At 31.4% G+C, this 22,898-nt stretch carries 21 protein-coding genes; 11 read left to right on the top strand and 10 right to left on the bottom strand.

Features of this window, described 5'->3' with window-relative positions; all coding sequences use genetic code 11:
- Genes Q0J35_RS02190 through Q0J35_RS02175 form a run of 4 tightly spaced genes read left to right on the top strand, consistent with a single transcriptional unit; the run spans position 1 to position 4,859 of the window.
- Positions 1-3,120 (top strand): type ISP restriction/modification enzyme, encoded by a 3,120-nt coding sequence (locus Q0J35_RS02190; RefSeq protein ID WP_297192906.1) that lies wholly within the window; start codon positions 1-3, stop codon positions 3,118-3,120.
- Complete coding sequence (gene thiS, locus Q0J35_RS02185; RefSeq protein WP_094325736.1) at positions 3,095-3,286, top strand: sulfur carrier protein ThiS; 192 nt, start codon at positions 3,095-3,097, stop codon at positions 3,284-3,286. Before Q0J35_RS02190 ends, thiS begins: the two co-directional genes overlap by 26 nt.
- Positions 3,286-4,098, top strand: coding sequence for a thiamine biosynthesis protein ThiF (gene thiF / locus Q0J35_RS02180; protein WP_297192905.1), 813 nt, complete (start codon positions 3,286-3,288; stop codon positions 4,096-4,098). The genes thiS and thiF overlap by 1 nt, the downstream gene beginning before the upstream one ends.
- On the top strand, positions 4,092-4,859 hold the full coding sequence (locus Q0J35_RS02175; protein ID WP_297192904.1) for a thiazole synthase: 768 nt from the start codon (positions 4,092-4,094) through the stop codon (positions 4,857-4,859). Before thiF ends, Q0J35_RS02175 begins: the two co-directional genes overlap by 7 nt.
- Positions 4,860-4,863: 4 nt before the next feature.
- On the opposite strand, the gene Q0J35_RS02170 is transcribed toward Q0J35_RS02175, so the two are convergent.
- Positions 4,864-5,793 (bottom strand): SLAC1 anion channel family protein, encoded by a 930-nt coding sequence (locus Q0J35_RS02170; protein WP_297192903.1) that lies wholly within the window; start codon positions 5,791-5,793, stop codon positions 4,864-4,866.
- 88 nt (positions 5,794-5,881) lie between these two features.
- On the opposite strand from Q0J35_RS02170, the gene Q0J35_RS02165 reads away from it, so the two are divergent.
- Genes Q0J35_RS02165 through Q0J35_RS02150 form a run of 4 tightly spaced genes read left to right on the top strand, consistent with a single transcriptional unit; the run spans position 5,882 to position 9,515 of the window.
- Positions 5,882-6,649 carry a 5-oxoprolinase subunit PxpA gene (locus tag Q0J35_RS02165; protein WP_273402856.1) on the top strand — a complete coding sequence of 256 codons (768 nt, stop codon included), beginning with the start codon at positions 5,882-5,884 and terminating at the stop codon, positions 6,647-6,649.
- An 8-nt stretch (positions 6,650-6,657) separates the two neighbouring features.
- Positions 6,658-7,827 (top strand): NRAMP family divalent metal transporter, encoded by a 1,170-nt coding sequence (locus tag Q0J35_RS02160; protein ID WP_297192902.1) that lies wholly within the window; start codon positions 6,658-6,660, stop codon positions 7,825-7,827.
- Position 7,828: 1 nt separating this feature from the next.
- A complete protein-coding gene (gene pxpB, locus Q0J35_RS02155) occupies positions 7,829-8,569 on the top strand; it encodes a 5-oxoprolinase subunit PxpB (RefSeq protein WP_297192901.1) in 741 nt (246 codons plus the stop codon).
- Positions 8,550-9,515, top strand: coding sequence for a biotin-dependent carboxyltransferase family protein (locus Q0J35_RS02150; protein ID WP_297192900.1), 966 nt, complete (start codon positions 8,550-8,552; stop codon positions 9,513-9,515). The genes pxpB and Q0J35_RS02150 overlap by 20 nt, the downstream gene beginning before the upstream one ends.
- A 48-nt stretch (positions 9,516-9,563) precedes the next feature.
- On the opposite strand, the gene Q0J35_RS02145 is transcribed toward Q0J35_RS02150, so the two are convergent.
- Positions 9,564-10,493 carry a hypothetical protein gene (locus Q0J35_RS02145; protein WP_297192899.1) on the bottom strand — a complete coding sequence of 310 codons (930 nt, stop codon included), beginning with the start codon at positions 10,491-10,493 and terminating at the stop codon, positions 9,564-9,566.
- A 311-nt stretch (positions 10,494-10,804) separates the two neighbouring features.
- Between Q0J35_RS02145 and prpB the strand changes: the two genes are divergently transcribed.
- Genes prpB through prpD form a run of 3 tightly spaced genes read left to right on the top strand, consistent with a single transcriptional unit; the run spans position 10,805 to position 14,260 of the window.
- Positions 10,805-11,680 carry a methylisocitrate lyase gene (prpB, locus tag Q0J35_RS02140; protein ID WP_297192898.1) on the top strand — a complete coding sequence of 292 codons (876 nt, stop codon included), beginning with the start codon at positions 10,805-10,807 and terminating at the stop codon, positions 11,678-11,680.
- Entirely contained in the window at positions 11,677-12,804 is a 1,128-nt protein-coding gene (locus Q0J35_RS02135) for a citrate/2-methylcitrate synthase (protein ID WP_297192897.1), read from the top strand. Before prpB ends, Q0J35_RS02135 begins: the two co-directional genes overlap by 4 nt.
- 1 nt (position 12,805) lies before the next feature.
- The gene (gene prpD, locus Q0J35_RS02130) at positions 12,806-14,260 is read left to right on the top strand and encodes a 2-methylcitrate dehydratase (protein ID WP_297192896.1); all 1,455 of its coding nucleotides are present in this window, start codon (positions 12,806-12,808) and stop codon (positions 14,258-14,260) included.
- Positions 14,261-14,311: 51 nt separating this feature from the next.
- Here the strand turns inward: prpD and Q0J35_RS02125 are convergent, their stop codons facing one another.
- The 8 genes from Q0J35_RS02125 to Q0J35_RS02090 all read right to left on the bottom strand — a co-directional run bounded on the left by Q0J35_RS02125 (position 14,312) and on the right by Q0J35_RS02090 (position 22,892).
- A complete protein-coding gene (locus tag Q0J35_RS02125) occupies positions 14,312-14,950 on the bottom strand; it encodes a GntR family transcriptional regulator (protein WP_297192895.1) in 639 nt (212 codons plus the stop codon).
- 115 nt (positions 14,951-15,065) lie between these two features.
- Positions 15,066-15,335 carry a hypothetical protein gene (locus tag Q0J35_RS02120; protein ID WP_297192894.1) on the bottom strand — a complete coding sequence of 90 codons (270 nt, stop codon included), beginning with the start codon at positions 15,333-15,335 and terminating at the stop codon, positions 15,066-15,068.
- A gap of 50 nt (positions 15,336-15,385) precedes the next feature.
- A complete protein-coding gene (gene pglF / locus Q0J35_RS02115) occupies positions 15,386-17,167 on the bottom strand; it encodes a UDP-N-acetylglucosamine 4,6-dehydratase (configuration-retaining) (protein ID WP_297192893.1) in 1,782 nt (593 codons plus the stop codon).
- A 3-nt stretch (positions 17,168-17,170) separates the two neighbouring features.
- A complete protein-coding gene (locus tag Q0J35_RS02110) occupies positions 17,171-18,328 on the bottom strand; it encodes an aminotransferase class V-fold PLP-dependent enzyme (protein WP_297192892.1) in 1,158 nt (385 codons plus the stop codon).
- On the bottom strand, positions 18,325-18,927 hold the full coding sequence (locus tag Q0J35_RS02105) for an acetyltransferase (RefSeq protein WP_297192891.1): 603 nt from the start codon (positions 18,925-18,927) through the stop codon (positions 18,325-18,327). Before Q0J35_RS02105 ends, Q0J35_RS02110 begins: the two co-directional genes overlap by 4 nt.
- Positions 18,914-19,516 carry an undecaprenyl phosphate N,N'-diacetylbacillosamine 1-phosphate transferase gene (pglC, locus tag Q0J35_RS02100; RefSeq protein ID WP_297192890.1) on the bottom strand — a complete coding sequence of 201 codons (603 nt, stop codon included), beginning with the start codon at positions 19,514-19,516 and terminating at the stop codon, positions 18,914-18,916. Before pglC ends, Q0J35_RS02105 begins: the two co-directional genes overlap by 14 nt.
- On the bottom strand, positions 19,509-20,639 hold the full coding sequence (locus tag Q0J35_RS02095) for a glycosyltransferase family 4 protein (RefSeq protein WP_297192889.1): 1,131 nt from the start codon (positions 20,637-20,639) through the stop codon (positions 19,509-19,511). Before Q0J35_RS02095 ends, pglC begins: the two co-directional genes overlap by 8 nt.
- Complete coding sequence (locus Q0J35_RS02090; RefSeq protein ID WP_297192888.1) at positions 20,640-22,892, bottom strand: STT3 domain-containing protein; 2,253 nt, start codon at positions 22,890-22,892, stop codon at positions 20,640-20,642.
- Positions 22,893-22,898: the final 6 nt, after the last annotated feature.

Below are 22,898 nucleotides of genomic sequence, written 5' to 3'. Positions count from 1 at the left end.
ATGGATATTTTTAAAAAATATGCAAGTGAAATTCACAAAATCTTTCAAGCTAAAAACTATAACGAACATACTTTTAGAACCCCTTTTGAAAATTTGCTTAATGGCTTAAAGCCTAAAGAGATAAAAATTATCCACGAGCCAAAAAGCGAAAAAGGACAAGGCTCTATAAGACCTGATTTTAAAGCGTATAAACTCATAGATAAAGAAAATGAGCTAAGCTATAATCACCTCATAGGCTTTATAGAATGTAAAAATTTAGATGCAGATTTAAATTTACACTTAAAAGGAAAGCAGCTTAGCAAATACTTGCAAATTTCACCTAATATCATCTTTACAAACTATAAACGCTTTATACTTTTTTCTTTTGATAAGGTGCTTTTTGATGTTGATTTGCTTGATGATGAGCTTAATTTAAACGAGCAAAATTTATTTGAAAACAATATCTCATTACTTAAAAAGCTACTTCAAGCCTTTTTTGATGACAATAGCACCGCTATAAAATCAAAGCAAGAATTAATAAAAGTTTTAAGCTCTCAAAGTTTTTATTTAAGTAATGCTTTAAAAATTTCTTTTGATGAAAGCGATGCAAATTCTTCTTTTAAAAGATTTTTTCGAAAAACAAAAGATACCTTTAAAAATATAGAAAAGATAGATTTAGAAGATGAAGAATTTTGTGATATTTTAGCTCAAGCCATAGTGTATGGGATCTTTGTTTCTTATGTAGAAAATGATGATTATGATTTAGAAAAAATCCCTATAGAAAAATTTATCTCATTTTTACCAAGCACTTTTATAACCTTAAGCGAATTTGTGTATTTTGCTGTGCCTTCTTTTTCTTTACCACAAGATATAAAATACACCTTAGAAAATATCAAAAAAACCCTAGCTTTGATAGATAAAATAGCACTTTGTAAAATTTTAAATCAAGACTTAGAAAGCATAAGTATATATTTGTATGAGGATTTTTTAAAGGCTTATGATGATTTAAGAGCGACACAAAAACGCAAAGAAGGCGGAGTTTTTTACACTCCAAAAAGTGTTGTAGATATGATAGTTTCAAGCTTAGATGAGCTTTTGCAAAGCAAATTTAACAAAAACAAAGGCTTTAATGATGAAAACGTAAAAGTGCTTGACTTTGCTACAGGCACAGGAAGCTTTTTAGCCTCTGTTTTTGAAAAAATCATTTCTAAAGAAAGTGAAGTTTTTAAAAATGAAGCCATAAAAAATAAATTTTTAAAAGACATTTACGGATTTGAACTGTCCTTTGTGCCTTATATCGTAGCAAGGTTAAAACTAGGACACATTTTAAGAAAAAATGGTTTTAAGGATTTTAGCGAAGCGGATTTTCAAATTTTTCTTAATAATACTTTAGACTTAGAAAAAGATGCGAATTTTAATATGTTTATGCCTTTGGAAAATTTAGATACAGAGTGGAAAAAAGCAAGAGATGTGAAACACAGTCAAGATTTACTTGTTATCTTAGGAAACCCTCCCTATAACGCAAAAAGCAAAAATAAGGATAAAAAAATACTTGAGCTTTTACAAAGCTATAAACAAGGCTTAAATGAAACAAATATACAACCTTTAGATGATGATTATATTAAATTTATACGTTTTGCCCAGTGGAAATTGCTAGAGCAAAAAAGAGCTAATATCTTTGAAAACAATAAAGGCTTAATGGGTTTTATCACAAATAATTCTTTTTTAGAGGGACGCATACACAGAAAGATGAGGCAAAGTTTATATAAAAGCTTTGATGAAATTTACATTTTAAATTTACACGGAAGCGACAAAGACGCTAATAATGATAAAAATGTTTTTGATATAAAAATAGGCGTTTGTATAAGCTTATTTGTAAAGTATAAGGATAGTCCAAGTAACGGTGCTAAGGTGTATTATTATTCTACAAGTGTTAATAATATCTTTTCAAGAAAAGAAAAATTTGCCCTTTTAGATGAGATAAAACAAAAGGGCTTACAAAGTATAAAATGGGAAGCATTAAGCTTAAATGAACCTCATTTTTTCTTTGTAAAAAAAGAATTTAATAATGAAGAATATGAAAATTTCTGGGCTTTAGCTCCTGATAAAGCTTTAGGAGATAAAAAGGCTATATTTTTAAATCATAATAGTGGAATTCAAACGGAAAAAGATAATATAGCTATACAGCTAAATAAAAAAGATATGGAAAATGTTTTATCTGATTTTAAAAATTTAACAAAAGAAGAAAATGTAAAAAAATATAATTTAGATAATTCCATAATTTCAGATACTTTAACTCAATATAAAAATAATACAGGTTTTATTAGCAAAATACATTATAGACCTTTTGATACTCGATGGACTTTTTATTCAGAGAAACAAGGGTTTTTAGGACTTCCTAGATATGACATTATGCAACATTTTATAAATAAAGAAAATTTAGGGCTTTGTTTTGAAAAAACGTTAAATTATGATTGTTTTGGCTTGTCTTTAATATGTGATAAAATCATAGATGGACATTATGTAGGCAGTAGAACATACATAGCCCCGCTTTATTTTTATACCAACGATGAAAAATTTCCTAATTTCACAAGCGAATTTTTAGCTTACAAAGAAAAACATAAAATTTTAAAAGATAAAAGCCCTGAGGAAATTTTATACTTTATCTATGCGAATTTATACGATCCAAAATATAGAGAAAAATACTTAGAGTATCTAAAAATAGGCTTTGCTAGGATAAATTTTGAAGTAGATGAAAATACTTTTAATGAATTTGTTAAATTTGGTAAAGAGCTTGTAGAGCTTCATTTGTTTAAGAAAGACTTGCAAGATGAGATTGATTTTATCTTTTTAAAAAAAGATAAAAAGACAAATTTTAAGATCAAAAAATACCAAGAAAAAGACCGTTTCCTAGATAATAAAATCATCTTAAATGAAGATCTAGCCATAAGTCCTATAAGTGATGAAATTTGGGGCTATACAATAGGAGGCTATCAGGTTATAAAACAGTGGCTAAAATACCGCAAAAATTATGAATGTTCTAAGGAAGAATTGGAACATTTATTAAAAATGTGTAAAATTATCAAAGAAACTATGAGAATTCAAAAGGAATTAAATGATTATCAATGGAGAAAAAATTGAGCTTAAAGAGCTTAAATTTATGGATTATATAAAAGAAAAAAATTTAAAAATGGAATTTATAGCTTTAGAATTAAATGGAGAAGTCATTTCAAGAGATAAGTTTGAAACCTTGCTTTTAAAAGAAAACGATAAAGCCGAAATCGTAAGCTTTGTAGGCGGTGGTTGATGAAGATCAAATTTAATGGCAGGGATTTTGATACAAATCTTAAAAATAGCTTAGATTTTTTTCAAACTGTAAGCAAAGATGAAAGCGATGTTTTTATAGTAAATGGCTTTGCCACAAAAGAAAACATAGAGCTTAAAGAAGGAGATGAGCTTTTTTGCATAAGCAAAAAAACAATGCCAAATAAAGACGAACTAAAAGCTATGATGAGAGCTAGACACACACCAAAGCTTTATGACAGCCTTGAAAAATCCTCTGTTGCTGTGTGTGGGCTTGGCGGACTTGGTTCGCACATAGCTATAATGCTTGCAAGAAGTGGGATTGGGACACTTCATTTGATAGATTTTGACACTGTTGAACCTAGCAATCTAAACCGACAAGCTTACAATGTAGATGATTTGGGTAAATTTAAAACAGAGGCTTTAAAAGAGCAAATTTCAAAAATAAATCCTTTCATAAAAATAAACATAAACACCATTAAAATAGAAAAAGAAAATATAAAAGAGCTTTTTTGTAATGATGATATAGTCTGTGAAGCTTTTGATAACGCCGTTTATAAAGCTATGTTGGCACAAAATTTTCACAGTTTTTTTAAGGATAAAATTTTAATATCCGCATCTGGTTTAGCTGGTTATGGGAATTCAAATCTCATAAAAACAAGAAAAATAGCAAAAAATTTTTTTGTCTGCGGGGACTTAAAAAGTGCAGCAAGACTTGGAAACGGACTAATAGCACCAAGGGTAAATATCTGTGCTGCTCATCAAGCAAATTTAGTGCTTGAATTGCTTGCAAACAAAGAATACGAGGAATGTTAATGGATACTTTAAAACTTGGAAAATTTGAGTTTAAATCTCGCTTTATACTTGGCTCTGGAAAATACTCTTTAAATTTGATAAAAGCAGCGATAAATGAAGGCGAGGTAGATCTTTTAACCCTTGCTTTAAGAAGGGCAAACACAGGAAATGTAGAAAATATACTTGACTACATACCAAAAGGCATTTCTTTGCTGCCAAACACTTCAGGGGCAAGGACTGCAGAAGAAGCACTAAAAATAGCTAGACTTGCTAGAGAAATTTGCAAAAGTGAGCTTGTAAAGATAGAGGTTATAAGGGATAGTAAGTATTTATTACCAGATAATTACGAAACTATAAAAGCCGTTGAACTTCTAGTAAAAGACGGCTTTACGGCTTTACCTTATATGAGTGCTGATTTATACGCAGCCAGAGCTATGAGAGACGCTGGAGCAGCTGCTATAATGCCACTTGCTGCTCCCATAGGCACTAACAAAGGGCTTTGTGCTAAAGAATTTATACAAATTTTACTTAATGAAATAGAACTACCCATAATCGTAGATGCGGGCATAGGCACACCCGCTCAAGCTTGTGAGGCTATGCAAATGGGCGTAAGTGCTGTTATGGTAAATACTGCGATAGCTCTTTCAAACGATGTAGCAAAAATGTCAAGAGCTTTTAAACTAGCTATACAGGCTGGAAGAAATGCTTATCTAGCTAAAATAGCACCTATAAACGAATTTGCAGACGCTAGTTCGCCATTAACCGGCTTTTTAAGGGATTAAGTTATCAATCTTTAAAAATGCTTTTATTTAGTATATTTTTTATAGTATGATAGGATATAAAAACTATCATAAGGACTAAAGCAAGAAATATGAACAAGGCAAAATTCATAAAAAATGACGAAGCGCTTAATTCATAAGCTTTAAAACAAGCTATGCACATAGCCGCACTTGGAAAGGTAAAAGCCCACCAAGATAAAGCAAAATTGAGCTTTAAAAAGTTTTTATACATAAATACTAATAATATACTAAAAAACAAAGCTAAATTTAAAAGCATTATAGCAAAAACATCAAAGCTATTAGTTAATTTTAAATAGTCTAAAAAGCCAACTGAAGGTGGGGCTATCATTATAAAAAGCGTTGGCATAAATTTATTTGGAAGTTGTGAGTGAAATAAAATCCTGTAAAAAATGATACAAAAAAGAACCAACCAAAAAAACATAGCCAAAGAAAAATAAAACCAAAGCCAAGGCTCGACTGTTCTAGCTCCTACAATTATAATCAAATTTCCAACCACCGGTATAAACCAAGCTGGACTTGAATGCTCTATCTCTAAATTTTTATTTATCCAAAAAGAAATGATATAAAAGCTCAAATAAGTTTGAAGGACTAAGGCTATATAAAATAAAGTATCGTGCAAGAACACAAAATCTTGCCATAAATTTGCTAAAATCAGCAAAGATATAGGAAAGGTGGAAAAGAAATTTATCTTTATGGTATTAGAAAATTCTTTTTTGACCTCATCAAAATGTTTAAATATCTTAATAATATAAAGCAAAGTTATAAGACAAAACAAAAAGCTTACAAAAAATCTAAAAAGTATGAAATAAAAATCAGAAAAAAATGCTATTTTTATAAGCTCCCTATAAGCCATAGCAAAGCCTCCAAGCCCCATAGTAACGGCAAAAAACATAATGTGAAAATGAGCTAAATTCATAATTTTCCTTTTGTTATATATAAAAATTTATTTTATACTGTGTTTTTTAATGAAAAATTTATTATAATCTAAAATAAAAGGCTAAATAATGTTAAAAGTTGATTTAAATAGCGATTTAGGTGAAGCTTTTTCTATTTATAAAATGGGGCTTGATGAGGAAATTTTAAAATACATAAGCTCTGCTAATGTAGCTTGTGGATTTCACGCATCTGATCCTATGGTTATGGATAAAACAATATCTTTAGCTAAGACAAATAATGTCAAAATAGGTGCTCACCCTTCATTTCCAGACCTTTTGGGATTTGGACGCCGGGAGATGAAGATTAGTTTTGATGAAGCAAAAAACTACACGCTTTATCAATTAGGTGCTTTATCAGCCTTTGCAAAGGCACATAATACAAAAATTTCTCACTTAAAAGCACACGGAGCTTTTTATAATATGGCTTGTAAAGATGAAATGCTTTCTCTTGCTTTATGCGAAGCGATAGCTTCATTTGATGAAAATATCATTTTGCTTGGACTTAGCTCTTCTTTAATGTGTGAGAGTGCAAGAAAAAAAGGACTAAGATATGCAAATGAAGTCTTTGCAGATAGGGCTTACAATGAGGACGGCACTCTTGTTTCAAGGTCTATAAAAGGCTCTGTAATAGACGATGAACAAGAGGCTATAAAAAGAGTGATCAATATGGTAAAAAATGGAAAAGTTAGCACTATAAATGGCAAGGAAATAGACATAAAAGTTGATAGTATATGCGTTCATGGGGATAATGCAAAAGCCTTAGATTTTGTAAAAAGCATAAATTTAGAGTTTAAGAAAGCTGGTATTGAAATTTCTAGCTTAGAAAATATAATATAAGGGTAAAAATGCAAAATAAAACAGCTTTAATAGGTGCAGCTTTTTTAATGGCTACTTCAGCCATAGGACCTGGTTTTTTAACTCAAACTGCAAGCTTTACATCTACTTTACTTGCTAGTTTTGGCTTTGTCATACTTATATCTATAATCCTAGATATAGGTGCACAGCTTAATATATGGAGGGTTATAGGAGTAGCCAAAAAAAGAGGACAAGACATAGCAAATATGGTATTTCCAGGACTTGGCTATCTTATAGCATTTTTAGTAGCCCTTGGAGGCTTTATTTTTAATATGGGAAATATAGCTGGTTCTGCACTAGGTTTGAAACTGATGTTTGGACTAGACTTGATAAACGCTGCCATTATTAGCTGTATAATAGCTATTGGAATTTTTATATTTAAACGAGCTGGCGAACTTATGGATAAATTTATAGTCTTTGCTGGTTTTGTGATGATTTTAATAACTGCTTATGTTGCCTTTTCATCTAATCCTCCATATTTATTAGCCTTGAAAGAAAGTTTCATACCATCAAAAATAGATGTGGTAGCTATAGTTACTTTAGTGGGTGGGACTGTCGGCGGATATATAGTATTTTCAGGTGCTCATAGATTAATAGATGCAAATTTAGTAGGGGTTGAAAATCTAAAACACATAAACAAGGCAGCTGTAAGTGGCATACTCGTAACTGCTGTTATGAGAGTTCTTTTATTCTTAGCTGTTTTAGGTGTGCTTAGCTCTGGCTTTACTGTAGATAAAGAAAATCCAGCTGGTTCTGTATTTTTAGAAGCTTTAGGAGATGTGGGACTTAAATTTTTTGGAGCAGTTTTGTTTTTAGCAGCTATTTCCTCTGTTATAGGTGCTGCTTATACTTCCGTTTCTTTCATAAGGTCCTTTCATAATAAGCTTGATAAATACAACCGTTTTGTGGTTATATCTTTCATAATATTTTCAACGCTTACATTTTGTTTTTTAGGACAAAGCCCTACAAATCTACTAATACTAGCTGGAACAATAAATGGCTGGATACTTCCCGTAACATTGCTTATTATGATTGTAGCAGCACACAAAAAAAGTATAGTCGGAGACTATAAACACCCAAAAATAATGAGTATTTTTGGAATTTTTATAGTCATATTAATGTCCTATCTAGCAATACTTACAATGCTAAAGTTGTTTTAAAATGTTTGAAATACACATAAATAGCACAGATACTGTCTTGCTTCAATTTAAGCAAGAAATATCGCCTGAAATAAATTCTCAAGTCTTATCTGTAAAAGAAAGCTTGCAAAAAGCTAAAGAAAATTTTGAAATTCTAGGCATAGAAGAGGTCGTAAGTGCTTACTGCTCTTTACTTATATATTATAATCCTTTAAAAATTTCGCTGAAAAGCTTGTGTGAATTTTTAGAAAATATAAAAAAAGAAAAGATAAATACAGAAAAAAAGAATTTTTTATGCATTAAAATACCGCTTTGTTATGATGAAGAATTTGGAATAGACTTAGATTTTGTATGCTCTCACACTAAACTAAGCAAAGAAGAGCTTATAAAACTTCATACAAGCCCATTTTATAGAATTTATATGCTTGGATTTATGGCTGGTTTTGCATATCTTGGAGGGCTTGATAAAAGGCTTTTCACACCTAGATTAGCAAGTCCTAGAACATTGATAGAGGCTGGATCTGTGGGTATAGCTGACAAACAAACCGGAATTTATCCTATACAAAGTCCGGGTGGTTGGCAAATAATAGCTAGAAGCCCTCTTAATTTTTTTGATAAGACAAATGAAAATAAGCCTGTGTTTTTAGAAGCTGGAATGTTTTTAAAATTTGAAAGCATTGATAAAAAGAATTTTTTTGAGATAAAAGAAGCTGTTGAGAAAAATGCTTACAAAAGGGAAGTATATGAGTATAAAGATAATTGAAGCTTCTATAAATTCTAGCTTGCAAGATTTTGGTAGAAAAAATTATGCAAATTTTGGCATAGCAAGAAGTGGAGCTATGGACACTCACTCTTTAATGATAGCAAATATTTTACTTGGAAATTTTTATAAAGAAGCTGGGCTTGAGCTTTGTTTAAAAGGTGGAAAATATGAATTTTTAGATGAGCATTATTTTTGCTTAAGTGGTGCGTCTTTTGATGCAAAACTAAACGGTAAAGACATAAAAACTTGCAAAGTATATAAGGCAGAAAAAAATGATGTCTTAGAGTTAGGATTGGCAAAGGTTGGTTTTAGAGGCTATTTATGCATAGCTGGTGGGTTTGACTGTAAAAATTTTTTAGATAGCAAGAGTTCTGATTTTAAAATGAAAGTTGGCATTTTTGATGGAAGAAATCTTAAAAATGGAGATATTTTAGAGGCTAAAAATACTTTCATACCATTTAATCTAAGCAAAAGACAGTGCGAAAATCCTTACTTAAAACTAGAAAAAAGATTAAAAATACGAGTGTTAATGGCTACAGACAAAGACGCTTTTACAAAAAAAGGCTTGGATACGTTTTTAAATACTGTGTATAAAGTTGGCAACAAAAGCGATAGAATGGCTATACACACAGAGGCAGATGAAAAGATAGAACATAAAGATAAAGCAGATATAATCTCTGATCCAGCTGTATTTGGAAATATACAAGTGCCGCAAAATGGCTTTCCTATAATACTAATGGCAGGCAGGCAAAGCACCGGAGGATATACAAAAATAGCAACTGTGATAGAAAATGACTTAAGTTTATTAGCACAGTCTAGGCTTAATAATGAAATTTATTTTGAAAGTATAGATATAAATGAGGCTATAAATCTTTATAAAGAAAAAATGCTTAGCTTAAAAGCCCTAGATGAAAAGATAAATTTAAATTTTGAAACATTATTATAAAATTTATGTTTTACCGTCCAAATTCACACTTATAGCATATTTAAAACACTAAGATAAAAGTTCTAAACTTAAACTTTTTTTAAACAAATCCACATACTTACTTTTCTTTCCTATAAATTCACAAGCACTAAGCAAGTCTAATCTCTCCTTTAAGCACTGTATTAAAAGCTCTAGTATAAAACTTGCATCTTTTGGATCTATATGAACTGGGCATTTTTTAGCATTTGTATAATGATGATGCAGCTTATAAACCAAAGAACTGTTACGAATTTCTACAAGTAACATCTCAAGTGGAGCCTTAAAAAACATAAAATTTTCTTTTATATTGATAGAGAGATAAAACATATCAAGTCCATAAATTTTAAGCGAGTAAGAATCGAAAAAATACAAGGATTTGTTTAAATTGTCCTTAAAAGTGTGTAGCATTAGCTCTAGGATTGATATTTTTTGCTCCCTTGTATAAAAATTTCCTATGGGAGAAAAACAAAACTCAAGCAATGATTTTATGGAATACCACTCACTAGCTACAAAAGAGTAAGAACGCATTTTTTCTCCTCTTTTTTTGCGGTAATACCTAGCCTCTTCGCTGTCTATATTTTGATACACAGAAGGCACTATAAAATCCCTGTAGGCTGGATTTGGAAAAGATGGATGCAGGATAAGAGAGCCTTCATTTTCATTTTCATAGATGTATTTTAAACCGCCGACATAGCCTTCATCTATGATTCTAACTTCTTCTTGAACAAGACCATTTAAAAGTGAATAAAACTCCGCATCATCGCTATTCCAAATTTTAAATGGATAGCGAAAAAAATCACAAATTTTTTCTTTGCTATTTTCATCGAGTTCTCTTTTATCTTTGTTTTCAAGCCAAGACACTACAGTTCTTCTATCTTTTCCTAAAATATTTGCAAATTTACTTAAACTCAAAGAAGACCTTTTGAAAATCTCTTGCATTTTTTCTCTGGTATTTAACATAAAATTATACCCCTTTAAAAATATTACAAATGGTTACACAAACCGCAAAAATAGAGAGAGTAAATGTATATAAATTTTACAATATTTTTATGCAATTTTATAAAAAATGTATAAAAAATATGCAAAAAAAATATTTTTAGTGCAAAAATTATACATAGTGTAAAGATTTTTTGCATTTTATTTTTTTTGTAAAATCTTTATAATAAAGAAAAATTTAAAAGAAAGGAAAGCTTGTAGAAAGCAAATAAAAAATTTGTAAAACTACAAAAAAGACATAGACGAAAAAAACCAAAAAGAAAGGAAAATTAAAAATGAGTGCTGGAAAAAAATTTAAAGAACTCGTAAAAAATAGCAATCCGCTTGCTATAGTAGGTGCTATAAACGCTTATCAAGCCTTACAAGCGACAAAGATAGGTCATAAAGCTCTTTATCTTTCAGGCTCTGGCGTTGCTAGTGCTTCTTATGGTTTGCCTGACTTAGGGATAATAGCCTTAGAAGAGGTCTGTATAGATGTTAGGAGAATTTGTGCTAGAGTTGATACTCCTTTGCTAGTAGATGCAGATACAGGCTTTGGAGGGGCATTCAACATAGCTAGAACTATAAAAGAATTAACCCGTGCTGGAGCTGCAGCTACTCATATTGAAGATCAAGTGTCTCAAAAAAGATGCGGACACCGCCCAAATAAAGAGCTTGTAAGCAAAGATGAGATGTGCGATAGGATAAAAGCCGCAATGGATGCTAAGATAGATCCTGATTTTGTTGTTATGGCAAGAACTGATGCACACGCTATAGAAGGACAAGAAAAAGCTATAGAAAGGGCTTTAGCTTATGTTGAAGCTGGAGCTGAAATGATATTTGCAGAAGCTATACACAGCCTTGATGAGTATAAACAATTCACAGAGCTTGTAAAAGTTCCTGTCCTAGCAAATATAACAGAATTTGGAAAAACTCCGTATTTTACACAAAAAGAACTAGCAAGTGTTGGAATTGCAATGGTTCTTTACCCACTTTCAGCAAACCGTGCTATAAACAAAGCTGCTTATAAAGTCTATGAAAGCATTCTTAAAAACGGTCACCAAAAAGAAGTCTTAGATATAATGGAAACTAGAGAAGAGCTTTATAGTATGCTTGATTACTACAGATATGAGGAAAAGCTTGATAGTTTATTTAAAAAGGATAAAAAATGAGTTTAAGTGAAGCTAAGAAAAAGGTAGGGGGACTTGCTGGTGTTATAGCTGGAAGTAGTGCCATTTGCACTTGCGGGCTTGGAAATGGTTTAAATTACTACGGATACAGCATACAAGATTTGGCAAAAATGGCTGAATTTGAAGAAGTTGCTTACTTGCTTCAATTCGGAGAATTGCCAAAAGAAAACGAACTAAAAGAATACAAAGAAAAAATTTGTGCTAATAGAAATTTGAGTGAAAATTTAAAAGCTGTTTTAAGAGCCATACCAAAAAACGTGCATCCTATGAATTTGATGCAAAGTGCAGTTGCAGCACTTGGGGCTTTAGAAGCTGAAAAAGAAGATTTTAGCGACCAAGATGAAAAGATTATAAGATTGCTTGGAATTTTACCTTCAGTGCTTTGCTATTGGCATCATTACTCAAATTTTGGCAAAGAAATAGACTTTAATAGCGATGAAAAAACCATAGCTGGATATTTTCTAGAAAAACTACAACTTTCAAAACCTAAGGAAGATTTTATAAAAGCTATGCACTGCTCCTTAATACTTTACGCGGAACACGAATTTAATGCTTCTACTTTTACAGCAAGGGTTTGTGCTTCTACAAGAAGTGATATTTTTAGTGCTGTAGCTGCGGCTATTGGTGCTTTAAGAGGACCATTGCACGGCGGAGCAAATGAAGCTGCAATGTATTTGATACAAAGCTTTTCCTCAGTTGATGAGGCTATAAAAGGAGTAAATGAAAAGCTTGAGAAAAAAGAGCTTTTAATGGGCTTTGGACATAGGGTTTATGGAGTTGGAGGAGATCCAAGAAATGAACTTATAAAAGAATGGAGCAAGAAGCTTGGTGGAGATACCCTGCTTTACAAGGTTAGCGAAGCAATAGAAAATTTAATGAAGGAAAAAAGACCATCTTTGCCACCAAATGCAGACTTTTATAGTGCTTCAGCCTATCATTTTATGGGAATTAAAACGGATTATTTCACGCCGATTTTCATAATGAGTAGAGTAAGTGGCTGGTGTGCTCATATAAAAGAACAAAGAGCAAATAATAAAATAATACGTCCAAGTAGCGAATACACAGGACCAGAACCAAGAAATTTTGTAAATATAAAGGAGAGATAAAATGAGTGATATGGGAATTTTAGAAGCAAAAAGACCAGAATTTGATGAGCTTTTAACAAAAATAGCAAAGTATGCAGATGAGTATGAAATAAAAAGCGATTTAGCCTTAGAAACTGCTAGATACTGTTTAATGGATACTATAGGATGTGGGCTTTTAGCACTTAAGTATCCAGCTTGCACTAAGCTTTTAGGACCTAGTGTAGAAGGGGCGGAATTTAGACCACTTGGAGCTAAAGTGCCTGGAACATCATATCAGCTAGAGCCTATTAGAGGAGCTTTTAATGTGGGAGCTATGGTTAGATGGCTTGATTTTAATGACACTTGGCTTGCAGCTGAATGGGGACACCCTAGCGATAATCTAGGGGCTATTTGGGCTGTGGCTGATTATGTAAGTAGAAAAAACATAAGCGAAGGAAAAGAGCCGCTTAAAGTATCGTGTGTGCTAAAAGCTATGATAAAAGCACACGAAATTCAAGGGATTTTAGCTCTTGATAATTGTTTTAACAAGGTAGGACTTGACCATGTTTTGCTAGTTAGAATAGCTAGCACAGCGGTATCTGCTAAACTTTTAGGTTGTAATTTCGAAGAAATTAGAAATGCTGTATCAAATGCATTTATAGACGGAGGTGCATTAAGGACATACAGACACGCACCAAATACAGGTAGTAGAAAAAGTTGGGCAGCAGGAGATGCCTCAAGCAGGGGAGTTGATTTAGCCCTTAAGGCAAAAAGCGGAGAAATGGGCTATCCTTCGGCTTTAAGTGCTAAATTTTGGGGATATGAAGATGTAAAAATGAAGGGACAAAAACTAAGCATACCGCAAGAATTTGCCTCTTATGTTATGGAAAATGTTTTGTTTAAAATTTCATTTCCTGCTGAATTTCACGCTCAAACAGCGGTAGAAGCGGCATTAAAACTACATAATGAAGTTAAAGACAGGCTTGATGAGATAGAAAAGATAGTCATCACAACTCAAGAATCAGGACATAGGATAATAAATAAGGTAGGAGAGTTAGCAAATCCAGCAGACAGAGATCACTGCATTCAGTATATGGTAGCTGTACCTCTTATCTTTGGACGCCTTGTTGCTGATGATTATGAGGACGAGGTAGCAAAAGATAGCAGGATAGATTCTTTAAGAGCAAAAATGGTGGTTGAGGTTGATGATAGATACACAAAAGAATACTTAGAAAGCGATAAAAGAAGCATAGCAAATGCAGTTCAAGTTTTCTTTAAAGATGGCTCTAAAACCCAAAAAATAGAGGTTGAATACCCAATAGGACATAAAAGAAGAAGAAAAGAAGGCATACCTGTTTTAGTGGCTAAATTTAAGGCTAATCTAGCCACAAGACTAAGCCCAAAACAATGTGAAAATATCATAAAAATTTGCGAAGATCAAAAAAGCTTAGAAAAAATGAATTTTAACGAGTTTTCAGACTTATTCTGGCTTGGCTAAACTTAGGGTGCTTTTGCACTCTAAGTAATTTTAAAAATATATAAAAGCTACTTAGGATAAAATCCTCTCAAGCCTTACCTTATAAGCTTGTCTTATATGAAATTTTGCTAAATCCATTGCCATCTTTTCATCTTTTTTCTCTATAGCATTAACTATTTGAAAATGCTCATTAAAAGCTTCTTTGCATCTTTGAGGCTTAGCTAAAGTGCTTTCACCAAGTAAAATCAGTGATTTATCTAAATTTTGCATAGTTTTAAGTAGATAGTTGTTATTAGAACATCTAAAAATAGTTTCGTGGAATAAAATATTATTAGCTCTTAAGCTTTGAATATCATTTAATTTTTTTTGGGAATTAACTATGTTATATAAAATTTCTATTTCAACCTTAGAGGCAAAAAATGTGGCAAGTCTTGCTGCTTCACCTTCTAAAAGCTCTCTCATTTCATAAAGCTTTGTGATTGAAACCAAATCAAGTCCAGCAACAACCAAACCTTTTTTTCCATCTTGAGTTAAAATGCCTTCATTAAGTAAAATGCCTAGTGCTTCTCTGATAGGCGTCCTGCTAAGACCTGTTTCAAGGGCTAAATCTTGTTCTTTTATCCTATCTTTTGGCTTTAACTTACCTTCTTTTATGGCATTGATAACATAATCATAAATAACGTCACTTGAAATTCTTTGATTCTTACTCATAACAACTTCTTATAAAATATAATAAAATGCTAACAAAATTTAGCTTTTAAAAATATATCTTTAGAAGTTTTTTAAAAAAAATACCATTTTTGTAACATTATTTATACTGATTCTTTTATTTTTTATCCAATAAAGTAAGCAAATTTTGTATTTTTTCATCTTGCTCTTTTTTCAAGGAATCTATATAAAATTTACTCTGTGCGTAATTTTCAAATTTAACCCTAATATCTGCTATATCTAAATCGCTTTTAGCTTCTTCTGTTTTGCTTAACTCTTTTTGCTTTATATCTTTTAAAATAGCTTGAAATTCATCAGCGTTTTTATTTTTTTCTTTTATTTTTATATCAAATTGTAAATTCGCAGAATTTTTAACAGAATTTATCATACTAATCTCCTAAATTTGCTTACTAACACAAGCAAATTTAGTTCCAATATCTAGACACCGTTTTTGTTGTGATTAAATTCTGGTACTATTTCTTTTAAGATACTAGCCACATCATCGCTATTTAAAAGCTTTTGTATTTGTTCATTTAAAAGTTTTAGGTCATAACTGTCATTTTTGCTTATAAAAATACTTTCGTATTGCGTTTTCAAATCATCTTCATTTATTAAAAGCTCTTCATATAGCTTTTCCCCTCTTCTAAGACCGCTAATTTTTATCTCTAATTCAGGTTTATTAGAAAGAGTTAGCATTTTTTTAGCCAAATCCATTATCTTAACAGGCTCTCCCATATCAAGCACAAAAAGCTCGCCGCCTTTTGCAATGGCAGCAGCTTGCAAAACAAGCTGAACAGCCTCATCAACAAGCATAAAATAACGCACTATATCTGGATGAGTTACAGTCAAAGCTTCATTAGCTTCTATCTGTGCTTTAAATTTAGGTATAACACTACCGCTTGAACCAAGCACATTACCAAAACGCACAGATGCGACTTCAAAATTCTCATCACTAGAATTCAATGTATAAATTTCACACACTCTTTTAGAGCAGCCCATTATATTAGTAGGTCTTACCGCTTTATCAGTGCTAATCATAACAAATTTTTTAACACCATTTTTCTTAGCTAAATCACATAGAATTTTTGTCCCTAAGATATTATTTGCAACTGCTGAATGAGGGTTTTGTTCGCACAAAGGCACGTGTTTATAAGCAGCTGCGTGCAGTATAAGGTCTATATTGTATTTTTTAAGCACCTCATCTAAATCTTTTTCATCTAAAATACTCATCAAAACAGGCTCTATTTTGTCTTTGTATTCACTTAAATCATCGTTGATTTTATAAAGATTGTATTCGCTATGATCTAGCATTATTAAATATTTTGCCCCGAATTTCATACATTGCTTACAAAGTTCAGAGCCTATCGTTCCACCAGCTCCACTGACTAAAACAGTTTTGCCTTGCAAAAATTTTGCAACAGCTTCGCTATCTAAATCCTTTGGTTTTCTAGCCAATAAATCTTCTATGCTTATGTCTCTGGCTTCATTTTGAGTGAATGAAAAAATTTTTATATCACTCATACCGTAGGATACAAGCTCATCAAAAAGCTCTTTAAGTCTTTTTTGAGATAGTTTTTTAAATGCTATGATAGCTGTTTTTGTGCCATTTTGGGAATACTCTTTTAAAGCCTTTAAATCTCTAACTAAAAATTTATCACATTGAGAGCCTATAAGCTCTTTTCTCATATCCACAACACCTACAGGAAAAAGCTCCAAGCTACCTTCCTTTGCACCTTTTAAAAGATGTAAAGCTTTTGACGTAGCACCAACTATAACACAAGGCAAAGCCTCACTTTCAAATTTAGACTTTCTAAAATCCATAAACATTCTTTTTGAAATTCTCAAACTACCTATAAAAAGGCAGGATAAAACAAAGTCTATGCCTATAACACTTCTTGGGAAAGGATTAAAAAAGTCAGAAAAAATATAAAAAATCACAGTAAAAGCTAGGGACGATAAAAACAAAGCTATAAAAATTTTTCTAGCCTCATTTAAAGAAAAAAATCTCCAAGCAACCCTATAAATCCCAAACATATATAAAAAGGAAATTTTAAGTAAAAGCAAGATAAAAAAGGATTTAATCATACCAGAATGAAAATAAGGCGGTATAGACAAATCAAATCTTAAATAAAAAGACAAAAGCAAAGAAAAAGCTATAAGACATATATCAAAAAATAAAAAAAATATAAACCTTTTGCTCTTAAAAGAAAGTCTTAGCATACATTATCCAATACTTTTTATAATTATCTCGCTAACAAGTTTTACATCATCTTTTTGCATAACTGTTGAGCTAGGAAGGCATATCCCGTTTTCAAAAAAACCTTGTGAATTTGAATTTAAATAAGCTAATTCACCTTCAAATACTTTTTGCAAATGCATAGCTTTCCACATAGGTCTGCTTTCTATGTCATTATCTTTTAAATCCTTGATAATCTTTTGTATTTTAGGATTTATCTTAACATCAACAGCACTAGCATACTCTTTTTTTTCAAATTTAAATAAATCTTTTTCTGAAAAATCAATCGTAGCTGTGCTAAGCCACCTATTTGACCTAGAATTAGCAAGTTCATCAAAAAAATTAAGATAGCCATCTAAAAATTCTTTATACCATTCGTATATTTGCCTTTTTTTCTTAACTCTTTCTTCTAAAATTTCCATTTGTGCTACCCCTATAGCACCTAAAACATTGCTTAAGCGGTAGTTGTATCCGTAATCTAAATGCTCATAATGAAGACATTTTTCTCTTGCTTGAGTGCTGTAAAACCTAGCTTTTTGCAAGGCTTTTTCATCATCACTAACTAGCATACCCCCGCCTGAAGTTGTGATAATCTTATTTCCATTAAATGAATAAACTCCAAAAGTGCCGAAAGTGCCGAGCGATTTTTTATCATAAAAAGAGCCAAGAGCTTCTGCTGCGTCCTCTATCAATACTATATCATTTTCTTTGCAAAGATTAATTATCTCTTTCATCTTTGCACTGTTTCCATAAAGATGAGTTAAAATCAAAGCTTTTGGTTTTTTTTCGCTTTCATTTATTGCTTTTTTGAGTAAAGAAGGATCTATGCCGTAAGTCTCATCACAATCGATAAAAACCGGTTTTGCCTTTAGATATCTTATAGGAGCTACTGAAGCTATGAAGGTAAAACTAGAAGCTAAAACAATATCTCCTTCTTTTACACCACTAACTCTTAAAGCTAAGTGCAAAGCGGCTGTGCCAGAATTTAACGCAAGAGCATTTTTGCTTTTTGTGTATTGTTTTATACTATCTTCAAATTTATCTACAAATTCTCCCAAAGGAGCTATAAAATTGCTTTTAAAAACTTCTTTTATGTATTCTTGTTCTTTGCCACTCATATGCGGTGCCGACAGCAAATATCTCATAACTTCTCCTTTATCTTTCTAGCAGGAACTCCCACATAAACCCCACTTTCTTGCAAACTTGTAGCAAGTAAGGCTCCACCACCCAAAATGCAGTCATCAACCAAGGTCAAATTTGGCAAAATGGCAGAATTTATACCCAAAAAATTTCTTTTTCCAAGACTAACATTTCCAGCTAACTTAGCACCAACGCTTATATGCGAAAACTCGCCTACTACGCATTCGTGTTCTACCACACAAGAGCTATTTAAAATAGCTCCTTTTTCTACCCTAGCCCTTGCATTTACGACTACAGCTGGCATTATTAAAATACCTGCTTGTTCTATCGTAGCACTTGGGCTTATGATAGCACTTGGGTGTATTAAATTTACCAAATTAAAACCATATTGTAGCACCTTTTGGTATATGTTTTGTCTTATATTGTTTGCACCTATAGCTACAAATATATCAAATTTAGGCAAGTCTTTGCTAAATTTAAGCCCCTTTGTGCCTTCATCATCAACAAAAATAACCTCATCATAACCATTTAAAATAGCCACATCAGCACAAACTAAACCGTGCCCACCACAGCCATAGATATAAATTTTCTTAGTTTCTGCCATTAAATTTCACCGTAGTAGCACTTCCTGTTTTATTTACTCCACTTCTTTTTATAACCTTTGCAATGGTTAAAAAAAATATTTTTAAATCAAGTAAAAAAGAGCAGTGTTTAACATAATACAAATCAAGTTCAAATTTTTTAGCCCACGATATATCGTTTCTACCATTTACCTGAGCCCAGCCTGTTATGCCTCCTCTTACATCGTGTCTATGTTTTTGTTCTTCATTGTAAAGCTCTAGGTATTCTACTAAAAGAGGTCTTGGACCTATAAAGCTCATATCTCCCTTTAAAACATTAAATAGCTGTGGTAATTCGTCCAAGCTAAGACTTCTCACAAGCTTACCAAAAGGCTTTAAACGAAATTCATCTGGGAGCAAATTTCCATTTTCATCTTTTTCATCGCTCATAGTCTTAAATTTATAAATAGTAAAAATTTTAGCATTTAAGCCCGGTCTTTCTTGCTTAAATAAAACAGAGCCTTGAATTATCTTAAGTGTAATCGCCACTACAATCATTAACGGCGAAAGTATTATGATTAAAAACAAAGAAAATAAAAAATCTAAAATTCGTTTAAAAAAGTTCTTATACATACAAACCGCTTTCCTCATATGTTTTTAGGTATTTTTTTGCTATCAAATTTTCATCATATTTCTGAGCGTCCTTAAAGGCATTTTTAGCTAAATTTGCCCTCAATTTTTCATCATCTAATAATAAAGATATTTTTTCAGCCAAATCAGCACTACAAGCTTTTTTACAATAAAGTCCATCAAAGCCGTTTTTAATAGCCTCCACACAACCATCGCAATCACTTACTACACAAGCCTTTTCACAAGCTTTTGCTTCCAAAACTGTGCGTGGAAAACCCTCTTTATAACTTGGCAAAACAAAAATATCACATAAATTTAGATAATAAGCAATATCGTCTTTTTGACCTAAATATTTTACAAAACCATTTTGCAAAAAACTAAGCGGGGCACAGGATTTGTTATCATCTACGCCACCTATTAAAATAAAATTTGCCTTATCTTTTAAGATCTCAGCCGCTTCATAAAATTCTTTAACACCCTTATGCCAAAGGGCTCTTGCTACCATTAAAACTATAGGTTTATTACAAAGTTTGTGTTCTTTTAAGAATTTATATTTTAACTCATCTGGTATCGTTTGAGGAAAAAAATGCTTTAAATTTATACCAACTGATTTTATAACGCAAATTTTTTCGCATTTTAAACCTAATTTTTTCATAAATACACAGTCGCTATCATTTACAAATATAAATTTTGTAGCTAGTTTAAAAGAAAGTTTGTATAATAAATTTATATTTAATCTTACGAGCTTACTTTTAAAATCATTGTCTATATAAAATGAGCCAAGACCTTCAACTAAAGCAAAGCGAAATTTAATACCAGCAAAAAAAGCTGCTATAATGCCAAAGGTATTGCTTTTATGGGCTGAAGTTTGAATAGCGTCTAAATTTAAAGAAGTCAAAAGCTTTTTAAGACTTAAGAAATTTTTAAACACAACAAAAGGATTTATAGAAGAGCGTTGAAGCTCATAATTTATCACAGTTAAGCCATCAGCTTTAAGTCTTTTTGAGTATTCATCATCTGGCACTAATATTAACACCTCGTGATTTTTAGCTAAAAGAGCCTTAATTATAGGCATTCTAAAATGATAAACACTCATTGCACTGTGGCTTAAAAAAGCTATTTTCATCTACCTTTTTACCTTAAAAACTTTAGAATTTGCATCATTTATAACAAGCTCGAAAAGGTCTTTATCATACTTGCTTAGATAAAACATTTGCACATAAGCACTTTCAAACATTGTTTTATCCATTATCAAAAAATGAGATGGGTTTATAAAAAACATATATATTTTTGAGTTATCATCTATTTTTCTTATATTATAAATCGCATCTCTTATAGATATAACCTCAACGAAGGTATTTATAAAATTTTCCACTCCATTTATAGTAACTCTTGTTAAATCGTTTGAAATTGATATACCATTGCTAAGTATGATGCTTGATTCGCTTCTTCCAAGAACATATGCAGAGGAAAAGAAAAATGGAGAATTTATCTCTCCTGTGTTTAAATCAATATTTGAAAAAGAAGCTACTGTTGAAAAAATACCAGACATTCTTTCTGGCATATATATAAACACATCTCTTGTTCTATCTCCCTTAAAATCAAAGCTTTTTTTAGATATTTCATTGAAAAATAAAATTTCATTGCTTTGATTATAATCCTTCATCATAGCTTGTAATATATCAGGATATGGGGTTTTAAAATTCTTTTCTGTGTATTCTACACTAAGTCTTGCCATATTCGCAGCTGAAATTTCGTCTTTGCTTAAAACAAAGGAAGGGAAAAAGTTATCTTTGCCTAAATGTTTGCCACCATCGGCTAAAGTTTTCACATCAGAATAATATCTTATAGGATAGCCATAATCCCACCAAGCTATCACATAATCTTCTCTATTTGCAATATTTTTCAAAGAATTTAAGGTCTTAGTTTCTATGTTTGAAAAAACTGTTGGGGCTTTGTATTCGTATATATGCTTGATAGCAAAGAATAAAGACACATATACAGCACAAAGTAAGAGTGCAAATTTTAATTTTAATTTATCCCTTATAAAATATATTATAAAAAATAAGAAGATAAAAAGCACGGCAAATTCAAACAAAAAAGCACTTTCAAAAAATATACAAAGCACTGTAAAAATCACAAAAGAAACAGCACATAGTATCAAATAAAAACGAATTTCTTTGCCCTTTAGTTTTAAATTTTGAAAATAGGCACTTATATAATTATAAAAACAAGCAAAGCCAAGAGCCATAACAGGCACGGCATAAATGGTAAATCTAAGCCCACCTCTTAAGGCTAAAAAACCTAAGACCAACATAGGAATAGCCAAAACAAAGCTTTTATGCTCTCTTAAAAGCAATATAAGCCCTATAAAAGAGCATATAAAAGCTAATTCACTAGCACTTATCCTTTGCATAAATAAAGAAAGATCTATATCCCCTACTTCTTGTATGGTTAAATTTACATTAAAATAAGCAAAGCCCTGTGCTAGGCTTGATGAAATATCGCTTCTAAAAATATAAAAATTTAACTGATAAAGTATAGGATCAAGCCCCCCACTTAAAAGCAAAAATAATACAGCCAAAAAACCAAGTAAGGCTATAAATTTAGCTTTAAAATATTCATTTTTAAGCACAAATAAGGCAAATAAAATAGCTATAATGCAAAGCTCGTAATACCAAGCAAAAGAAGATATAGAAATCAACATAAAAATAGTTGCCATATATATCAAGCTTTCTTTTCTATGGTAAATGAGATTGTATATAAAAAACAATCCTATCAAAGCCACAACAAGAGTATAAGAAGAAGGATAATACCAAAGATAAAACATAGTAAAAAATGGCAAGAATAACAAAGAATACAAGTCTTTTTTAAGTATAAGCCTTATCATAAAAAATACTATAAAACAAGGCAAAACTATAGCCAACATATCAGTATCATAATATCCTGCCATAGTGCGATTATAATAGCTATTTGCCACTGAAGCTAAAAGGGCTGCTAAAAACCCTCCAAAGCCTAATTTGTATTCATTTGCTATAAGCATTATCGGGATAACTATCAAAGAGGATAAAAAAACGCTCATATATAAGATTATCGTTTCAAAACTAAACGGCAATATCTTGTATAATATATATGTAAGAGTGGATAAAGAGCTGCCATAATAAGAAAGATCGTTTTCTTGATGAAAACCAGCTATCATATCTCTAGCACCTTCAGCAAAGGCATATCCGTCATTTGAAACTATCATAAGTTGATTATTGAAAAAAAACTCTTCAAAAGATGAAGCCCAATAAATCCAATAAAATCTACAAATAACGGAAAAACAGTAAGCTACAAAAAGTAAAAATAAAAATTTCTTAGTATCTTTCCTGATATACATAATCAC

Source organism: uncultured Campylobacter sp. (genome assembly GCF_944323605.1).
Lineage (GTDB): Bacteria > Campylobacterota > Campylobacteria > Campylobacterales > Campylobacteraceae > Campylobacter_D.
This window is presented reverse-complemented; position numbering and strand designations above follow the sequence as displayed.